Here is a 17551-nt window from a genome sequence, read left to right as displayed (position 1 = left end):
GTGCGGGTGACGCGGCTGCGCCGCAGTGCCCCACCCGGCACCGGCTGACCGGCCGGACCCCGAGGGCCGCTCCGCCGGGTCACCGGTGACCGACCCGCACACCCCGCCCCGCCGCCGCCCGGCGGCGTCCGTCCCCGCCGCCGCCGACCGTCCACCGGTGGCGGGCCCACGGCCACGGCGTCCCTCCGTGGCCACCTCCGCGGCCGCCCGGCCGCGCCCGGCCCGCCGGGCGCGGTGACCCGCCGGTCCGGCCGCCGCCGTCGCACCACCACCCGTCGAAAGGACCCACCATGCCCAGGTACGGACGCGCCGCCGTCGGCCTCGCCGCCGTCGCGCTGCTCGGCTCCCTCGTCGCGGCGGCCCCCGCCTCCGCCGCCGGCCCGGCCGCCCTCGCCAACACGGTGCTCACCACCGGCAGCGCCGGCGGGACCGCCGTCGCCGTCGGCGACACCCTCCAGGCCAGCCTCCAGACCGGGACCACCGCCAACTTCTACTCGTCGGCCACCGGCACGACCGGCGTCAAGTGCGCCGCGTCCACCTTCACCGCCAAGGCGGTCACCAACCCGGCCGCCCCGGGCACCGCCACCGAGAGCCTCACCGGGCAGACCTTCACCAGCTGCACCAGCAACGTGGTCGGCACCCTCGGGGTCAACAGCGTGACGGTCGACAACCTGCCCTACGCCGTCTCCGTCACCAGCGCCGGCGCGGTCACCCTCACCGGGTCGATCCAGAGCACCGTCTCGCTGCGCACCCTGCTGGGCAACGTCACCTGCGTCTACAAGGCCAACGGCGGCGTCGTGCGGGGGACGGCGTCCAACGCCACCACCTCGATCGCCTTCGTCAACCAGCCGTTCACCAAGTCCGCCGGCCCGGGCACCTGCTTCTCCTCGGCGTACTTCAGCGCGACGTACGCCCCGGTCCGGGACACCACCCAGGGCGGCGCGACGGTCTACGTGAACTGATCCTCCACCGGCCCGGCCGGCGTCCGATCTCCCCGTCGGACGCCGGCCGGGCCGCCCCCGGGTCTCCCGGTCCCGGCCGCTCAGCCGTCCGCGACGGCGGCGTGCAGGGCGCGCATCGACCGGATCGCCGAGCGGATCTCCTGGAGGTAGCGCCCCGGCGTCGGGGCCGGCTCGGGCAGCCGGACCAGGTCGGGCAGGGCCGGGTCGACGCCGACGGTCTCGATCCCGCACCCGTACGGCACGGCCAGCGTGCGCAGCGCGTCGCAGTGCTGGAACGGCACGTAGACCGGCGCGGTGACCATCAGCACCGGGTCGCCCGGCGCGAGCCGGACGTGCTCGGCCCAGAACCGCTGCGTGTCGGCGGTGTGCGCGCGCCGCCGCCCGGGCTCGCTGGACGGGGCGGCGAGCACCCGCACCGGGGGTGATCCCGCCGGCCGCCAGGTGCGCGAGGACCAGGAGCGGTGCGGGTGGCCGGCGTCCACGCCGTCCGCCTCGGCCGGCCCGGCCATCCCGAAGGCGAGCCGGACCGCCGCGTCGAGGGCGTCCACCTCGGTGTCGCCGGCCGCGACGCCCGCGTCGGCCAGAGTCCGCCGCTCCGCCACCGACAGCGGGCGGAAACTGCCCAGCACGGCCACCTCGCCGGCCACCGCCGTGCCCGAGCGCACCAGGTGCGCGGCGTACGCCACCCGGCGCAGGCAGGCGTGCGCGAGCCCCCCGAGGACGACCAGGTGCGCGTACGCCCGGCGGGCCGGCGGAACCGGGCGGACCAGGCCCAGCGCGGCGGCAGCGGCGAGCACCAGCCCCGCCGTGCGGGGGTCGAACGCCGGCTCGGCGGCCTCGGGGCGTTCCCGGCCGCCCCGGAAGTCCCAGTGCCGGGCGGAGAAGTCGTCCAGCCAGGCCAGCGCCGCCGCCAGATCGCCGGAGAGCGGGTCGCCGGAGAGCGGGTCACGGGGGAGCCGGTCGCCGGAGGGCGGATCGCCCGGGGGACCGTCGCCGCCGAACCGCGCGACGAGGTCCCGCAGCGGCGGCGAGGTCACCCACGCGCGCACCCCGTCGACGATCCGTGCCGGGGGAGCGCCCGCCGCCCCGTCGGGCAGCGGCACGTCCCGCATGATCCGCACGCCCCGGATCGTACCGTGCGGATCGCGTCGCCTCCGGAGCCCGGGGCGACGGGAAACGCGCGTCGGTCGCGCCGGACGCCCCGGAAACCGCAGCCGATCGGTTGACGTGCTGTCAGCCGAAGGCCGCCGGTCCGCTACACAGTGGCAGTTGTCCCCGCCGCCGGTGGGTGGGAGCGTGCGGTGACCGCCAACGCGCTGGAGGGTGCGACGAATGACCGACGACCTGCTGGCCCGGCACCGGGCCGTGCTGCCGTCCTGGATGCCGCTCTACTACGCCGAGCCGATCGAGCTGGTCTCCGGCTCCGGTCGCCGGGTCACCGACGCGCAGGGCCGCACCTACCTGGACTTCTTCGGCGGCGTGCTGACCAACATGATCGGCTACGACATCCCCGAGATCCGCGAGGCCGTGCAGCGGCAGCTCGCCACGGGCCTCGTGCACACCTCGACGCTCTACCTGATCCGCCAGCAGGTCGAGCTGGCCGAGAAGATCGCCCGGCACTCCGGCATCCCCGACGCCCGGGTCTTCTTCACCAACTCCGGCACCGAGGCCAACGAGGCCGCCCTGCTGGCCGCCACCAACCACCGCCGCTCCCACCAGATCCTCGCCGTGCGCAACAGCTACCACGGCCGCACGTACGCGACGATGGGCGTCACCGGCAACCGGGGCTGGTCGGCCAGCGCCCTCAACCCGCTCCAGGTGGCCTGGCTGCACTCCGGCGAGCGGCTGCGCGGCCTGCTGTCCCGCCTCGACCCCGCCGACCGCCTCGACGCGGCGGTCGAGGACCTGCGCGAGGTCCTCGCCACCCAGACCGCCGGCGACGTCGCCTGCCTGATCGCCGAGCCGATCCAGGGCGTCGGCGGCTTCGTGCACGGCCCCGACGGCCTGCTCGCGGCGTGGCGGAAGGTGCTCGACGAGCACGGCATCCTGCTGATCTCCGACGAGGTGCAGACCGGCTGGGGGCGCACCGGCGAGCACTTCTGGGGCTACCAGGCGCACGGCGTCACCCCGGACCTGCTCACCTTCGCCAAGGGCATCGGCAACGGCTTCGCCCTCGCCGGGGTCGTCGGCCGGGCCGAGATCATGGAGTCGGTGCCGGCCATCAGCTTCTCCACCTTCGGCGGCAACCCGCTCGCCACGGCCGCCGGCAACGCCGTGCTGGACTACCTGCTCGACCACGACCTCCAGGCCAACGCGGCCCGCGTCGGCGCGATCCTCGCCGACGGGCTGCGGGCCGCCGTGGGCGGCCTCGACTGCGTCGCCGAGGTACGCGGCAGGGGGCTGATGCTCGGCGTCGAGTTCGTCCACCCGGGCACCGTCGAGCCCGACCCGGCCCTGACCGCCCGGGTCTTCGAGGCGTGCCGGGCCGGCGGGCTGCTCGTCGGCAAGGGCGGCCTCTACGGCAACGTGCTGCGGATGGGCCCGCCGCTGACCCTCACCGAGGACGAGGCCCGCGAGGGGCTGGCCATCCTGGTCGATGCCATCCGCTCCTGCGCCGACGGCGAGGTGGCGGCGTGACGTCCGGGGCGGGCGGCGGAGACCTCATCGGGCACTTCGTCGACGGCAAGCGGGTCGACGGCACGTCCGGCCGGCGCGGGGACGTGTTCGACCCGGCCACCGGCCGGCGTACCGGACAGGTGGCGCTGGCCTCCGCCGCGGACGTGGCGGACGCGGTCGAGGCCGCCGGCCGCGCCGCGCGGACCTGGCGCGACGCCTCCCTGGCGAAGCGGACCGCGGTGCTGTTCGCGTTCCGCGAGCTGGTCAACGCCCGCCGCGACCGGCTCGCCGAGGTGATCACCGCCGAGCACGGCAAGGTGCTCGCCGACGCCGCCGGGGAGGTGCAGCGCGGCCTGGAGGTCATCGAGTACGCCTGCGGCATCCCCTCGGCCCTGCGCGGCGGGTTCAGCGAGAACGTCTCCACCGAGGTCGACTCGTACAGCCTGCGCCAGCCGCTCGGGGTGGTCGCGGTGATCTCCCCGTTCAACTTCCCGGTGATGGTGCCCCTGTGGTTCGTCCCGGTCGCCGTGGCCTGCGGCAACGCGGTGGTGCTCAAGCCCAGCGAGAAGGACCCGAGCGCGGCGCTGCTGCTGGCCGAGTGGTTCGCCGAGGCCGGCCTGCCCGACGGGGTGCTCAACGTGGTCAACGGCGACGCCGAGGCGGTCGACGCGCTGCTCGACCACCCGGGGGTGCAGGCGGTGTCGTTCGTCGGCTCCACCCCCGTCGCCCGGCACGTGCACCAGCGCGGCACCGCCGCCGGCAAGCGGGTGCAGGCCCTCGGCGGGGCGAAGAACCACATGGTGGTGCTCCCCGACGCCGACCTGGACCTCGCCGCCGACGCGGCGGTCAACGCCGGCTTCGGCTCGGCGGGGGAGCGGTGCATGGCGATCTCCGCGCTGGTCGCGGTGGAGCCGGTCGCCGACGCCCTGGTCGCCCGGATCGCCGAGCGGATGGGCCGGCTGCGCACCGGCGACGGCCGGCGCGGCTGCGACATGGGTCCCCTGGTCACCGCCGCGCACGCCGCGAAGGTCCGCGCGTACGTCGAGGCCGGGGTGGCCGCCGGGGCCGTGCCCGTCGTCGACGGGCGCGACGTCGCCCCGGACGGGGACCCGGCCGGCTTCTGGCTGGGCCCGACCCTGTTCGACCGGGTCACCCCGGACATGTCGATCTACACGGACGAGATCTTCGGGCCGGTGCTCGGCGTCCTGCGGGTCGGCTCGTACGACGAGGCGGTGGACCTCGTGAACGCCAACCCGTACGGCAACGGCACGGCGATCTTCACCAACGACGGCGGCGCGGCCCGGCGCTACCAGCACGAGGTGGAGGCCGGCATGGTCGGCATCAACGTGCCGATCCCCGTGCCGATGGCGTACTACTCGTTCGGCGGCTGGAAGGCGTCCCTCTTCGGCGACCTGCACGCCCACGGCGCCGACGGGGTGGCGTTCTTCACCCGGGGCAAGGTGGTGACCAGCCGGTGGCTGGACCCGCGTCACGGCGGGGTCAACCTCGGCTTCCCCACCCAGACCTGAGCCATCGCAGCAGCCCCGCCCCGGCCAGGTACGCCACCAGCGCCGGGGCGGGCAGCCCCAGCGGCTCGGGCGCGGCCTTCGGGGTGACGGTGTTGACCAGCAGCCCCGCGATCACGGCGGCGTACCCGGCGACCACCAGGCCGGTGTGGACCGGCCGGCGGCGACGCGCACCCTCCCCGGCGCGCCGCCGCCGGCCGGCCCGCGCCTCGACCGGCCCGAAGACGGCGACGAGCCCGGCCAGCACCACGGCGAGCAGCAACAGCCAGGGCACCCGCCAGGCCAGCCACGCGGCGGTCCCCACCGCAGGCGTGGGCAGCAGGCCGAGCGCGTCCAGCGCGCCGACCAGCAGCAAGGCCGCCGTGAGGTGCCAGAGGAAGACGGTCAGCACCACCGAGTTGACCGCGATGACCGCCTGCCACGGGCCGGGCCGGCGCAGCCACCGCTCGGCCGGGTCGCGCAGCAGCAGGACCAGCCCGAGCTGGGCGGTGGCCAGGGCGAGCAGCGCCAGGCTCGGCGGGCTCGCGTTGTCCAGCCGCTCGCCGGGCACGTGCAGCATCGCCACCGGGTACGGCCCGGCGACGGTGAGCAGCAGCAGCGCGCCGAGGCCGCCGGCGAGCAGCGCGACCGCCGCCGGGCGGGACGTCGGCAGCGGGTGCCGGGCGCCGTCGGCCGCGCCGCCGCCCCGGGGACCGCCGGCTGCGGCGTGGGCGTCGTACCAGGCGAAACCGGCCTGGTGCACGGCGAGCCAGCCGGCCAGGTAGCTGCCGTACGCGAGCGGCGCGGGCCCGACGAGCCGCCCCACGTCGCCGAGGGCGACCACGCCGACCAGGGCCACCGGCACGGCGAGCCCGAAGCGGCGGTGCAGCGCGTGCATCGGCGGGGTGAGCGCGACGGCGGCCAGGTAGGGCACGAGGAACCACAGCGGGATGGTGGCGAACCAGACCACCGTGCGGATCCGCGCCTCCCCGGCGCCCCACAGGTACGACCCGCCCGCGCCGGCCGCCAGCACCAGCAGCAGGACGGTGGTCGGCGGCACCAGCCGGGCGCTGCGCGCCAGCAGCCAGCCGGTGGCGTCGCCGCCCCGGGCCCGGTTCGCGGTCAGCGAGGCGGCGTTGGCGAACCCGCCGACGAGGAAGAACACCGGCAGCACCTGTCCCACCCAGGTCAGCGGGTACGCCCACGGCAGGTCGCCGAGCGCGGAGTGGCCGGTGGGCCGGCCGGCGGCGTCGCGGCCGATGACGGTGACGCCCCAGTGCCCGGCGACGACCATGCAGATGGCGACGGCCCGCAGCAGGTCGACGTAGCGTTCCCGCCCGGCCGGGGTGCGCTCGGCGAGCTGCCGCAGGCGGCGCATCAGCCCAGGCTAGGCCAGGCCGGGCCGCCCGGTGGCCGGATCGGTCAGCGCCGGGGCGTTCCCGGGCCGTCCGGGTCCAGCTCGGCGCAGATCACCGCGTCGAGGCTGGCCCGGACGCCGTCGGCCTTCGGGTCGCCGAGGTCGTCGAGGATGGCCAGCGCCTGCCGCCACGCGGCGGCGGCCCCCTCGTGGTCGCCGGCCTCGCACAGGGTGTCACCGAGGTTCGCTCCGGCCTCGGCCTCGCCGTGCCGGTCACCGAGCGCCGCGAAGAGCCCCCGGGCCCGCCGGTACAGCTCGGCGGCGCGCGCGTGCTCGCCGAGCAGCCGGTGGACGTAGCCGAGGCTGTCGAGCGTCATGGCGACCCCGTCCAGGTCGCCCAGCTCGTCGAGCAGGGCCAGAGCCTGCTCGCAGTCCGCGATCGCCCGCCGGTGGTCGCCGAGCTGGGCGTGGCACCAGCCGACCGAGTTGAGCGACGCCGCCTCGCCGCCCCGGTGGCCGGCGTGCCGGAACAGCTCCAGGGCCCGCAGGTCGTGGCCCAGCGCGGTGCGGTGGTCGTCCGACCGCTCGGCGATCCAGCCCAGGCTCCGGTGCGTGAACGCCTGGTTGATCCGGTCGTCCAGCGACTCGAACAGCACCAGTGCCCGCGACTGGTGGGCGCGGGCGTCGAGGATCCGGCCGAGCCGGGTGGCCGCGCCGCCGAGGAAGCGGTGCGCGTGGGCCTCGGCGCCCCGGTCGCCCAGCCGGCGGGCGGCGCGCAGCGCGATCTGCTGCGTCGCCGTCCAGTCGGCCCAGTGTCCGCGCAGGTCGAAGAAGCTGACGCAGGCGGCGGCGAGCTGCCAGGCGTGCGTGTCGTGGCCGGTGCCGGCGGCGTGCTCGACGGCGGCGACGAGACCGCGGTGCTCCGCGGCGAACCAGGCCAGCGCGGCGGCCCGGCCGTCGACGCGCTCCGGGGCCACCCCGGGCGCGGGATCGGCAAGCGCGATCGGGCCCCGGGGCGGGGCCAGGAATCCCTCGGCCGCGTGCGCGGTGTGCAGGTAGTGGTCGAGCATCCGCCGGGTCGCCGCCGCCCGGTCGGTCGCCGGGCCCGCGTCGGCCAGCTCCCGGGCGTACGCGCGCAGCAGGTCGTGGCAGGTGAACCGGCCGGGGCGGTGCTCGGTGACCAGGTGCGCCCCGACCAGCTCGGCCAGCGGCGGCCGGACCTCGGCGACGGACGTCCCGGCGAGGCTGGCCACGGCGGCCGTGCCGACGTCCGGCCCGGGGGACAGCCCGAGCAGCCGGAACAGCCGGGCGGCCGGCGTGCCGAGGAGCGCGTACGACCAGGACAGCACGGCCCGCACGTCGATGCCCGGGTCGGTGCCGGCGAGCGGGTCGAGGCGGCGCGGGGCCTCCCGCAGCTCGGCGGAGATCGTGGCCAGCGGGAAGCGTGGGTGGGCGGCGGCGCGGGCGGCGACGACGGCAAGCGCCAGCGGCAGGCCCGCGCACCGCCCGACGATCTCGTCGACCGCCCCCGGCTCGGCGTCCACCCGCCCGGAGCCCAGCCGGGCGGCGAGCAGCGCCCGGGACTCGGCCGGGCCGAGCAGCTCCACCGGCACCGGCCGGGCACCCTCCACCGCGACCAGACCGGGCAGCTGGCCACGGCTGGTCACCAGCACCAGGCAGCCGGACGCACCGGGCAGCAACGGGCGGACCTGGTCGGCGTCCCGGGCGTTGTCCAGCACCAGGAGCACGCGCCGGCCCGTCAGCAGGCTGCGCAGGAGGGCGGCCTGCGCGTCCGGGCCGGTCGGCACGCGGTGCCGGGGCACCTCGAAGGCGTCCAGGAAGCCCCGGACCGCCTCGGCGGGCGGCACCGGCGGCTTGCGCGGGTCGAAGCCGCGCAGGTCGACGTGCAGCTGCCCGTCCGGGAAACGGTCGCGGACCCGCTGCGCCCAGTACGTCGCCAGCGTGGTCTTGCCGACCCCGGCCGTGCCGGTGACGACGGCGATGACCGGGGCGGCGGGGTCGGCGTCCGCGTCGGCGAGCAGCCCGTCGAGTTGCGCCAGCACGTCCTGCCGCCCGGAGAAGGCGCCGAGGGTGGGCGGCAGCTGCGCGGGCACCGGCAGCGCCGGCCCCGACTGGTCTGCGGCCGACTGCGCCTGCGGCCCGTCCCCGGGCGTCGGGTCGGCCGCCGGAGGCTCCGGTCCCGGCGCGGCGGGGCTGGTGGCCGCGCGTGGGGCGCCGCCCGGCGCGAGGCGCTCGCCGACGGCCCGTTCCCACCGGGTGGCCCACACGCCCGCCTCGGTCGGCGTCACGCCGAGGGCGAGCAGGAGCCGGTCGAGCACGTCCATCGGCATCGCGCTGTGCCCGTTGAGGTAGTTGGCCAGGCTGCTCCGGGGCACGCCGGTGGCCGTCGCCAGGTCCTGGAGGGAGAGCCGGGCCTTGCCCCGGGAGCGGGCGGCGCGAACCCGCAGCCGGTTGAGCTCCGCCAGCAGCTCGCCCTCCGTCCTGAGTGGATCGTGCGCGGACGGATCAGCGGAGCCATTGGTCACGGTCGCATCCTTCCATCGGCGTCCGACATCGTCCATGGACGTCCAGGATCGCGGTTTCGGCACTCGTCGGCTGGCAGATTCAACGCCGGAGGCGCTTCCGCCGATCCGGTGGTGGCCAAGGAGGAAGGGAGTGCTCGGATGACGAATCCCGGCATGTTCGGCAGGATCGCGGCGGTCACGGGGGCAGCCGCGCTGGTGTTCGCGGGGTTGTCCGGCCCGGCCGGGGCGGCGGAGCGGCAGTCGGCGTCCGCCGCCGCCCCCGGGCTCGGTACGTCCGCCGTGACCTGTGGAAACGCGGCTTGGCCGCACGAGCCCTACGACGGCCGGACGGGCAAGACGACCGCGAGGGCGGCCGTCCACACCGGCCCGTACGGCGACTGCACGGTCAAGGCGTACCTGCCGATCGACACGAAGGTCGTCTTCGACTGCTACACGGTCAACGACTACGGCAACACGTGGACGTGGGTGCGCGACCCCCAGGGCGCCAGCATCGGCTGGGTCTACGACGCGTACCTGAGCTCGGGCGGCTCGAACAAGCTCTGCCCGAAGCTCTGACGGGTCGACGGGGTGGCCCCGGCACGCGCATCGCGGCCGCCACGGGGGTGGCTGCGATGACGCTCGCGGGGCTGGCCGGCCCGGCGCAGGCGGCGGACCGGCAGGCGGCCCCCGCCGGGGTCGGCGCGGCGGCAGTGACCTGCGGCAACTCATACGGCAACCGCTGGACCTGGGTGCGCGACGTGGGCGGCAACAGCATCGGCTGGGTCTACAACGAGTACCTCAACCCCAAGGGCACGACCAAGGCATGCCCGTAGCTCTGACGGGTGCCGGCCCGGCGGGCGGTCGCACCCCGCCCGCCGGGCTCGTCGACCCCCTGCAACCACCGTTCTACGTGACCATGAGAGGACGAAGATGCCGAACCTGAAGAAGCTCACCGCCACGCTGGGCGTGACCGGCGCGTTGACCGCCTCGGCCCTGCTCGGCACCGCCGGTGTCGCCAGCGCCGACGCCTGCCCCTACGAGAGGACCTGCTCCTACTCCACCACCAACTGGGGCGGCACCCCCGGCGCGGTGAAGGAGAACAACAAGGATCTGACCGCCTACTACACCTGGACCCACTCCGAGTCGATCTACAACAACGGCGCCAGCTGCAACGTCACCATCTACTCCGGCACCAACTACACCGGCACCGCCTACCCCCTCAACCGGGGCACCGGGTGGAAGACGACGTCCGGCTCGAAGATCTGGCACCACGCCTACAGCAACAAGTGGTTCTGCTGACATCCGTGCGGCGGGCCGTCGCGGCGTCCGCCGTGGCGTTGCTGGCGCTGGCGGGCCCGGTCGGATGCGGGGAAGCCTCCCCCTCCGACCGGGCCCGCCCGGCCCCGCTCCACCCGCTCAACGGCGCTGCCTACTACAGCGACGCCGAGCAGCGGACGATGGACGAGAAGGTGGAGGCGGCCACCGGGGACTGCATGCGCCGGCGCGGGTTCCACTACCCGGCGGAGCCCACCCCGCCCGCGACGGCCCCGGTCGAGTCGGAGCCGGGGAACCCGTACGGCCTGCTCGACGCCCGGGACGCGCGGACGCGGGGATACGGCATCGTGCCGGAGGAGATGCGCCGCCGCCAGGGCGGCCCGTCCGCCACGCCGTCGTCGCCCGATCCGCGCTACGCCGCCGCGCTGCTCGGCGACCAGACACGCCAGCGGACGCTCCCGCTGCCCGATGGCAACGAGGTGTCCATCGCCGTCGGCGCCTGCGTCACCGAGGCGCGCGCGGCCGTCTTCGGCGACGACTGGGACCGCCTGTTCTACACCGTGCAGGCGCTGAGCAACATGGTCATCACCCGCACCGGCGACAGCCCCGAGGTCGCGCGGGCGCTGGAGACCTGGTCGTCGTGCGTGGGCCGGGCCGGGCACCCGGCGGCGAACCCGGAGGAGCTGCGCGAGGCGCTGTACGAGCGGGCGCGGGCGGCGGCCGACGCCGAAGCCGTCCGCGCGGTGGCCCGCGCCGAGCTCGCCACGGCCGAGGCGGACGCCGACTGCCAGGAGCAGGCCGGCCTGCGGCAGGCGCTGCGTGACGCCCAGCGGCGCGTGGAGCAGCAGGTGCTCACCGACGGGTTCCGGCGCGACGTCGAGCAACTCCGGCAGCGCCGCCAGCGGGTGCTCGGCTGAGCGACGGGCCCACCCGTCACCGGCCCGGCTCGCCCGGACAGCCGGCGGGGTACCGCCGGCCGTCCGGGCGTCGGCGGCATCCCCGCCGGTCGTCAGGGCGTCGCCGGCACCAGCAGCGGGTGCAGGGCGGCCGGGTCGGCGACCCCGGGCAGGTCGCGGGCGGCGAGCCAGGCCGCCCCGGCCGCCCCGTCGCCCGCCGTGGTCAGCGGCGCGTCCGGCCACCGCCGGGCCAGCTCCGCCCGGACGGCGGCGGCCAGTGGGGTGTCGCCGGTGAGCAGCCCGCCGCCGAGGACCACCGGGTCCGCCGCGCCGGCCGGGCGGATCCGCGCGGCGCTGTCGGCCAGGTGGCCGGCGGCCGCCCCGATCAGCCCCGCCGCGACCGGTTCGTCCGCGCCGGCGGCGGCCACCACCAGCGGCGCGAGCCGGGACAGCTCGACCGGCGGCCGGCGGGTGACGGCCTGCACCACGGCGTCGACGGTGTCGCGGGGCCGGTCGGCGACCCGGTCGACGCCGAGCAGTTCGGCGAGCACCCGGCGGCCCAGCGGCCCCGGGGCGTGCCCCGCGTCCAGGTCGGCCAGGAGCCGACGGACCGCCTCCCGGCCCAGCCAGAACCCGGAGCCGGCGTCGCCGAGCAGCCAGCCGTGGCCGTCGGCGACCCGGTCCAGCCGCAGGTCGCGGACCTGCGCGGCGATCGCGCCGGTGCCGGAGATCAGTACCGTGCCGTGCGGGCTGGGCGTGCCGGAGGCGTACGCCACGAGGGCGTCGCCGTGCACCGCGTACGGGCAGCGCAGCCCCGCGTCGCGCCACGCCCCGTCGAACGCGGCCCGCCCGTCCGGGTCGGCGAGCAGTCGCCCCGCCCCGGCCAGCCCGATCGTGCCGGCCCGCACCCGGGCCGGGTCCACGCCGGACAGCGCGGCGCGCAGGGCGGTCAGGAGTTCCGCGGCGGCCCGCTCGGCGCCATGGCTGGTCGGGTTGCCGCCGCCGGCCCGGCCGGTGCCGAGGCGTTCCCCGGCCAGCGTCACGGCGAGCGCCCGGGTGGACGTACCCCCGACGTCGAGGCCGACCACGACGGTGTCGGACATCCGGTGGGCCTCCCCGGGTCGGCGGTGCGGGCGGATTCATGCTGGTAGACCCGGCCGCGCGGGGCAAGATCCCCGGCCGGGCCGGGGGCCGCGCGTCAGGTAACAGTTTGAAAACTTCGACCACGGTCTTGACACGGAGGGCCCTTCAGTAAGAACTTTTACCACTAACAGTTAACACTCTTTTCCGAAAGGCGTCGCATGGTGGATCACGAGGTCGACACCCCCCGGGGCGCCGCCGTGGTCGACGCCGACCCGGCCGACCGGCGGGGCGCGCTGCCCACCGACGGCGTGCTCGCCCGGGTCCGGGCCGGCGCGGCGGAGCTGACCGGCGCGCTGCGCCGCGTCGCCGAGCACGTGCTCAGCGACCCGGAGGCCGCCGCGCGGGCCACCATCGTCGAGCTGGCCGAGCGCAGCGGCACCTCCCCGGCCACCATCACCCGGTTCTGCCGCGCGATGGGCTTCGAGGGGTACGCCGACCTGCGCCTCGGCATCGCCGCCGAGACCGGGCGGGCCCGCTCCGCCGGCTGGACCGTCGACATCGGCCGGGAGATCCAGCCCGGCGACCCCCTGGAGCGGGTGCTCGGCCAGATCATGGCCGCCGACACCCGGGCCATGCACGACACCGCCGCGCTGCTCGACCTCGCCCAGGTGGAACGGGCGGCCGTGGCCATCGCCGGGGCCAGCCGGGTCAACATCTTCGGCGCGTCCGGCAGCGCCCTCGTCGGCGAGGAGATGCAGTTCAGCCTGCACCGCATCGGGGTGGCCGCCTGGGCCTGGAGCGACGTCCACGAGGGGCTGGCCAGCGCCGCGCTGCTCGGCCCCGGCGACGTGGCGCTCGGCATCTCGCACACCGGGCAGACCCGGGAGACCATCGAGCTGCTCGCCGAGGCCGGCAGCCGGGGCGCGACCACCGTCGCGCTCACCGGCTTCCCCCGCTCGCCGCTGGCCGAGCTGGCCGACCTGGTGCTGCTCACCGCCAGCCAGGCCACCACGTTCCGCCCCGACGCGCTGTCGGCCCGGCACCCGCAGCTCGTCGTGCTCGACCTGCTCTACATCGCCGTCGCCCAGCGCACCCACGACCGCGCCCACGCGGCCTTCCGGCGCACCGCCCAGGCCGTCGACGGGCACAAGGCCGCGAAGGGGGCCACCGCATGATCAGCGCACAGGGATACGCCGAGGCCGTCCGACCCGTCCTCGACCGGGTCGTCGACTCGCAGGCCGGGGCGGTCGGCCGCGCCGCCGACCTGATCGCCGCCGGCCTGCGTGCCGGCGGGGTGCTCCAGGCGTTCGGCGCCGGCCACTCCGAGGCGTTCGCCGCCGAACTGGTCGCCCGGGCCGGCGGGCTGGTCCCCACCAACCGGATCTCCCTGCACGACCTCGTGCTGCACGGCGACGAGCCCCGCGACGTGCTCGCCGACCCCAAGCTGGAACGCGACCCGGCCGTCGCCCACCAGCTCTACGCCCTCGCCGCCCCGCAGCCGGGCGACGTCTTCCTGATCGCGTCCCAGTCCGGCATCAACGGCTCGGTGGTCGAGCTGGCGACGCTGGTCACCGGGCACGGCCACCCGCTGATCGCGGTCACCTCGGTCGAGCACACCTCGCGGGTCGCCCCCCGGCACCCGTCGGGGCGCCGGCTCGTCGACCTCGCCGACGTCGTGCTGGACAACGGTGCGCCGTACGGTGACGCACTGCTGCCGCTCTCCGGCGGCGGCGCGGTCTGTGCGGTCTCCTCGGTCACCGCCGCGCTGCTGGCGCAGTTGGTGACGGCGGAGGTCGTACGACGGTTCCACCAGGCCGGGGAGGTACCCCCTATCTACCTCTCCGCCAACGTCCCCGGTGGGGACGAGCACAACCTCGCCCTCGAGTCGCGGTACGCCGGGCGTCTCCGGCGCACCGCCTGATTCGACACCTCAAGGAGAGACAACGATGTCGGTTACCCCCGAGCACCCGGCCGATCTGAGCCGCCGGACCCTGCTGCGCCGTGCCGCCGCGGCGGGCCTGCTCGTCACCCCCGCCGCGGGCCTGCTCAGCGCCTGCGCCGGCAGCGAGCCGAGCAAGTCCGACGACACCGGCGCCGCCAAGAGCAAGGACAACCCGTTCGGCGTCAAGGACGGCAGCGCCGTCAAGGTCGTCATCTTCAACGGCGGCCTCGGCGACCAGTGGGCCAACGAGGACAAGGCCGTCTTCGCCGCCAAGCACGCGGGCGTGACGGTCAACATGAGCTCCACCCAGAAGATCAAGACCGAAGAGCAGCCGAAGATGGCGACGCAGCCGAGCGACCTCGTCATGAACTCGGGCGCCGACATGATGGACATCAGCACCCTGGTCAACGAGGGCGCGATCGAGCCCCTGGACGACCTGCTCACCGCCCCGGCGTGGGACAGCGAGGGCACCGTCGCCGACACGCTGCTGCCCGGCACGGTCGAGGACGGCACCTTCCAGGGCAAGTTCTACGTCGTCAACGTGGCCTTCACCGTGTGGGGCAACTGGTACAACGGGGCGCTGTTCGCCAAGGAGGGCTGGCAGCCGCCGACGACGTTCGACGAGTTCTTCGCCCTCGCGCCGAAGATCAAGGCCAAGGGCATCGCCCCGTACGTGCACGACGCCGTGCACGGCTACTACCCGCGCTGGGCGCTGATGGCGACGATCTGGAAGTCCGCCGGCCGGCAGGCGGTCGTCGACATCGACAACCTGAAGGAGAACGCCTGGAAGGCCGACGGGGTGCTGCCCGCCCTCCAGGCGTGGGAGAAGCTGGTCAAGGACAAGCTGCTGCTGCCGGGCAACCTCAACCACACCCAGTCCCAGCAGGCGTGGCTCGACGGCAAGGCGGCGTTCATCCAGGTCGGCACCTGGCTGAAGAACGAGATGGCGGCGACGATCCCGCCGGGCTTCGAGATGAAGCTGTCGGACTACTGGGGCCTCGGGGCCACCGACAAGGCGCCCAAGGACGTCTTCGCCGGCGCGGGCGAGGGCCTCGTGGTGCCGAGCAAGGCCCCGAACAAGGCGGCGGCGAAGGAGTTCCTGCGGGCCGTGCTGTCGAAGTCCGGCTCCGCCAAGTTCGCCGAGCTGACCAAGTCGCTGGCCTCCACCAAGGGCTCCGGCGACGGCGTGCAGGACACGGCGCTGGCCAGCGCCAACGAGCTGATGCGCAACGCGCCGAAGGACCTGATCAAGACCAAGCTCTTCGACTTCTACGCCGACCTGGACAAGGAGAGCCAGAACCTCTCCGAGGAGCTGATGGCCGGCCGGCTCACCGCGCAGCAGTTCGTCGACAAGATGCAGGCAGCCGCCGACAAGGTCGCCAAGGACTCGTCGATCAAGAAGCAGACCCGCGCCTGATCCCGGTGGCGGCCCACTGATCCGTTCGAGAGAGTGAGTGGAATGCGGCACGGTGTCGCGCGCTTCGTCACGGGCTTCCTGGCCCTCCCCGTCGCGCTGTACCTCTTCTACGTGGTGTGGCCCTTCGCCCAGGCGGCCGGATACTCGCTGACCAACTGGGGCGGCTACTCCGACAAGCAGGAGTTCGTCGGGCTGGACAACTACGTCCGGCTGTTCTCCGACGAGCTGATCAGGAAGGCGTTCTGGCACAACGTGTTCTTCCTGGTCACCGTGCCGCTGTTCACGATCGCGCTGGCCCTGTTCCTCGCGTTCCTGCTCAACGTGGGCGGACGCGAGGACAGGGCCGGCATCCGGGGGGTCTTCGGCTCCGGGCTCTACAAGGTCATCTTCTTCTTCCCGCAGGTCCTGTCGCTCGTGGTGATCGCCGTGATGTGGCAGCAGATCTACCGCTCGGACAACCAGGGGCTGATCAACGGCCTGCTGATGAAGATCGGGCTGGTCGACGCCGACAACCCGATCGGGTTCACCGCCGACCCCGAGCCGTTCCTCGGCGTGCCCGCGGTGCTGTGGTGGCTGCTGTTCATCGCCGTGTGGAGCGGGGCCGGCTTCTACATGGTGCTCTTCTCGGCGGCGATGCAGTCGATCCCGAAGGACATCTACGAGGCGGCGCTCCTCGACGGGGCGAGCCGGTTCCACACGTTCTTCCGGATCACCCTGCCGCTGCTGCGGGACACCATCTCGGTGGCCTGGGTCTACCTGGGCTTCATCGCGCTGGACATGTACGCCCTGGTCTTCGTCATGACCCCGAGCCAGGGCGGGCCGAACCACGCCAGCGAGATCTTCGCGTCGGTGCTCAACTTCACCGCGTTCCAGAAGGGGCAGTTCGGCTACGCCTGCGCGATGGGCGTGGCGCTGGCCATCTTCACGATCCTGCTGGCCGCTCTCCAGCTCCGGATCACCCGCCGTGAGCGGATCGAGTACTGAGGAGACCCCGACGATGAGCACGGTGACCCACCCGTCCGGCGAGCGGGCCCGCCCCGGGCGTCCGGCCCCCCGCCCCGCGCCGAGCCGGGGCCTCGTCAGCCGCGGCCGGGAGCTGGGCGGACGCTTCTTCAACGGCTTCTCGCACCTGTTCCTGGTGGTCTGGGCCGTGATGGTGATCTACCCGCTGCTGTGGGTGGTGATGTCGGCGTTCAAGGACGACTCGGAGGTTATCCGCGAGCCGTTGTCGCTGATCCCCGACGAGCTGCACTGGGACAACTTCACCCGCGCCTGGGGCGAGGGGCACCTCGGCGCGTTCTTCCTCAACACGCTGCTGGTCCTGGTCGGCAGCGTCTTCCTGACCATGCTGCTCGGCTCGATGGCCGCGTACGTGCTGGCGCGCTACGAGTTCCCCGGCAACCGGCTGATCTACTACATGTTCCTGTCCGGCCTGACCCTGCCCATCTATCTCGCCGCCGTGCCGCTGTTCAAGGGCGTCTACAACATGGGGATCGTCCTGCCCCTGCTGGGCCCGAACCGGCACCTCATGCTGATCCTCGTCTACGTCGCCTGGTCGCTGTCGTTCACGGTCTTCTTCATGCACTCGTTCTTCCGGACGCTGCCCGACTCGATCGCCGAGGCGGCGATGGTCGACGGGGCCTCGCACAGCCGGCTGTTCTTCAGCATCATGCTGCCGATGGCCAAGCCGGGCCTGATCAGCATCGGCATCTTCAACGTCCTCGGCCAGTGGAACCAGTGGTACCTGCCGACGCTGCTCATGCAGTCGGTCGCCGGGGAGCCGAAGAACCAGGTGATCGCCCAGGGGCTCATCGAGCTGTCGGTCAACCAGGGCTACAAGAGCGACTGGAGCGGGCTGTTCGCCGGGGTGACGATGGCGATGCTGCCGGTGCTCATCGTCTACATCGTGTTCCAGCGCCAGGTGCAGTCCGGCCTGACCGCCGGCGTGAGCAAGTAGCCGCCGCACGCCGAGC

At 74.7% G+C, this 17551-nt stretch carries 16 protein-coding genes; 12 read left to right on the top strand and 4 right to left on the bottom strand.

Annotation, left to right across the window (positions count from 1 at the left end; translation table 11 throughout):
• The first annotated feature begins 290 nt into the window (after positions 1-290).
• Positions 291-962: a hypothetical protein gene (locus LPU61_RS12080; protein WP_043967661.1), complete on the top strand. Its 672-nt coding sequence runs from the start codon at positions 291-293 to the stop codon at positions 960-962.
• A gap of 80 nt (positions 963-1042) precedes the next feature.
• Here the strand turns inward: LPU61_RS12080 and LPU61_RS12075 are convergent, their stop codons facing one another.
• Entirely contained in the window at positions 1043-2074 is a 1032-nt protein-coding gene (locus LPU61_RS12075) for a hypothetical protein (protein WP_229405277.1), read from the bottom strand.
• 220 nt (positions 2075-2294) lie between these two features.
• Here LPU61_RS12075 and LPU61_RS12070 point away from each other — a divergent pair, with 220 nt between their 5' ends.
• Positions 2295-3599, top strand: coding sequence for an aspartate aminotransferase family protein (locus tag LPU61_RS12070; RefSeq protein ID WP_043967662.1), 1305 nt, complete (start codon positions 2295-2297; stop codon positions 3597-3599).
• Entirely contained in the window at positions 3596-5107 is a 1512-nt protein-coding gene (locus tag LPU61_RS12065) for a CoA-acylating methylmalonate-semialdehyde dehydrogenase (RefSeq protein WP_229404965.1), read from the top strand. The genes LPU61_RS12070 and LPU61_RS12065 overlap by 4 nt, the downstream gene beginning before the upstream one ends.
• Here the strand turns inward: LPU61_RS12065 and LPU61_RS12060 are convergent.
• Both LPU61_RS12060 and LPU61_RS12055 read right to left on the bottom strand, forming a co-directional pair.
• The gene (locus tag LPU61_RS12060) at positions 5079-6461 is read right to left on the bottom strand and encodes an acyltransferase (RefSeq protein WP_043967663.1); all 1383 of its coding nucleotides are present in this window, start codon (positions 6459-6461) and stop codon (positions 5079-5081) included. The genes LPU61_RS12065 and LPU61_RS12060 overlap by 29 nt on opposite strands.
• A 44-nt stretch (positions 6462-6505) precedes the next feature.
• Positions 6506-8986, bottom strand: a complete 2481-nt coding sequence (locus LPU61_RS12055) for a tetratricopeptide repeat protein (RefSeq protein WP_052503904.1) — start codon at positions 8984-8986, stop codon at positions 6506-6508.
• A gap of 138 nt (positions 8987-9124) precedes the next feature.
• Between LPU61_RS12055 and LPU61_RS12050 the strand changes: the two genes are divergently transcribed.
• The 4 genes from LPU61_RS12050 to LPU61_RS12035 all read left to right on the top strand — a co-directional run bounded on the left by LPU61_RS12050 (position 9125) and on the right by LPU61_RS12035 (position 11157).
• Positions 9125-9541, top strand: coding sequence for a hypothetical protein (locus LPU61_RS12050; protein WP_144420382.1), 417 nt, complete (start codon positions 9125-9127; stop codon positions 9539-9541).
• 56 nt (positions 9542-9597) lie between these two features.
• Positions 9598-9798 carry a hypothetical protein gene (locus LPU61_RS12045; protein ID WP_229404964.1) on the top strand — a complete coding sequence of 67 codons (201 nt, stop codon included), beginning with the start codon at positions 9598-9600 and terminating at the stop codon, positions 9796-9798.
• A 97-nt stretch (positions 9799-9895) separates the two neighbouring features.
• Complete coding sequence (locus tag LPU61_RS12040) at positions 9896-10264, top strand: peptidase inhibitor family I36 protein (protein ID WP_043967666.1); 369 nt, start codon at positions 9896-9898, stop codon at positions 10262-10264.
• The gene (locus tag LPU61_RS12035) at positions 10252-11157 is read left to right on the top strand and encodes a hypothetical protein (RefSeq protein ID WP_144420383.1); all 906 of its coding nucleotides are present in this window, start codon (positions 10252-10254) and stop codon (positions 11155-11157) included. Before LPU61_RS12040 ends, LPU61_RS12035 begins: the two co-directional genes overlap by 13 nt.
• Positions 11158-11249: 92 nt before the next feature.
• Here the strand turns inward: LPU61_RS12035 and LPU61_RS12030 are convergent, their stop codons facing one another.
• Positions 11250-12239: an N-acetylglucosamine kinase gene (locus LPU61_RS12030; protein ID WP_043967668.1), complete on the bottom strand. Its 990-nt coding sequence runs from the start codon at positions 12237-12239 to the stop codon at positions 11250-11252.
• Between the two features lie 198 nt (positions 12240-12437).
• Between LPU61_RS12030 and LPU61_RS12025 the strand changes: the two genes are divergently transcribed.
• Genes LPU61_RS12025 through LPU61_RS12005 form a run of 5 tightly spaced genes read left to right on the top strand, consistent with a single transcriptional unit; the run spans position 12438 to position 17535 of the window.
• Positions 12438-13394, top strand: coding sequence for a MurR/RpiR family transcriptional regulator (locus LPU61_RS12025; RefSeq protein WP_229404963.1), 957 nt, complete (start codon positions 12438-12440; stop codon positions 13392-13394).
• Entirely contained in the window at positions 13391-14140 is a 750-nt protein-coding gene (locus LPU61_RS12020; protein ID WP_229404962.1) for a sugar isomerase domain-containing protein, read from the top strand. Before LPU61_RS12025 ends, LPU61_RS12020 begins: the two co-directional genes overlap by 4 nt.
• Positions 14141-14165: 25 nt before the next feature.
• A complete protein-coding gene (gene ngcE / locus LPU61_RS12015; RefSeq protein ID WP_229404961.1) occupies positions 14166-15578 on the top strand; it encodes an N-acetylglucosamine/diacetylchitobiose ABC transporter substrate-binding protein in 1413 nt (470 codons plus the stop codon).
• Positions 15579-15620: 42 nt separating this feature from the next.
• Positions 15621-16562, top strand: a complete 942-nt coding sequence (locus LPU61_RS12010; RefSeq protein ID WP_043967675.1) for a carbohydrate ABC transporter permease — start codon at positions 15621-15623, stop codon at positions 16560-16562.
• A gap of 13 nt (positions 16563-16575) precedes the next feature.
• Positions 16576-17535 (top strand): carbohydrate ABC transporter permease, encoded by a 960-nt coding sequence (locus tag LPU61_RS12005; protein WP_043967677.1) that lies wholly within the window; start codon positions 16576-16578, stop codon positions 17533-17535.
• The last annotated feature ends 16 nt before the right edge of the window (positions 17536-17551 follow it).

Origin of the sequence: Micromonospora sp. NBRC 110038, from assembly GCF_020884815.1 — a bacterium.
In the GTDB taxonomy this organism is placed as follows: Bacteria; Actinomycetota; Actinomycetes; order Mycobacteriales; family Micromonosporaceae; genus Micromonospora; species Micromonospora haikouensis.
This window is presented reverse-complemented; position numbering and strand designations above follow the sequence as displayed.

Coding starts and splice junctions, on each gene's coding strand:
- LPU61_RS12020 (WP_229404962.1), top strand. CDS start 13,391: ATGATCAGCGCACAGGGATACGCCGAGGCCGTCCGACCCGTCCTCGAC.
- LPU61_RS12010 (WP_043967675.1), top strand. CDS start 15,621: ATGCGGCACGGTGTCGCGCGCTTCGTCACGGGCTTCCTGGCCCTCCCC.
- LPU61_RS12075 (WP_229405277.1), bottom strand. CDS start 2,074: ATGCGGGACGTGCCGCTGCCCGACGGGGCGGCGGGCGCTCCCCCGGCA.
- LPU61_RS12045 (WP_229404964.1), top strand. CDS start 9,598: ATGACGCTCGCGGGGCTGGCCGGCCCGGCGCAGGCGGCGGACCGGCAG.
- LPU61_RS12060 (WP_043967663.1), bottom strand. CDS start 6,461: ATGCGCCGCCTGCGGCAGCTCGCCGAGCGCACCCCGGCCGGGCGGGAA.
- LPU61_RS12040 (WP_043967666.1), top strand. CDS start 9,896: ATGCCGAACCTGAAGAAGCTCACCGCCACGCTGGGCGTGACCGGCGCG.
- LPU61_RS12030 (WP_043967668.1), bottom strand. CDS start 12,239: ATGTCCGACACCGTCGTGGTCGGCCTCGACGTCGGGGGTACGTCCACC.
- LPU61_RS12050 (WP_144420382.1), top strand. CDS start 9,125: ATGACGAATCCCGGCATGTTCGGCAGGATCGCGGCGGTCACGGGGGCA.
- LPU61_RS12005 (WP_043967677.1), top strand. CDS start 16,576: ATGAGCACGGTGACCCACCCGTCCGGCGAGCGGGCCCGCCCCGGGCGT.
- LPU61_RS12025 (WP_229404963.1), top strand. CDS start 12,438: ATGGTGGATCACGAGGTCGACACCCCCCGGGGCGCCGCCGTGGTCGAC.
- LPU61_RS12070 (WP_043967662.1), top strand. CDS start 2,295: ATGACCGACGACCTGCTGGCCCGGCACCGGGCCGTGCTGCCGTCCTGG.
- ngcE (WP_229404961.1), top strand. CDS start 14,166: ATGTCGGTTACCCCCGAGCACCCGGCCGATCTGAGCCGCCGGACCCTG.
- LPU61_RS12080 (WP_043967661.1), top strand. CDS start 291: ATGCCCAGGTACGGACGCGCCGCCGTCGGCCTCGCCGCCGTCGCGCTG.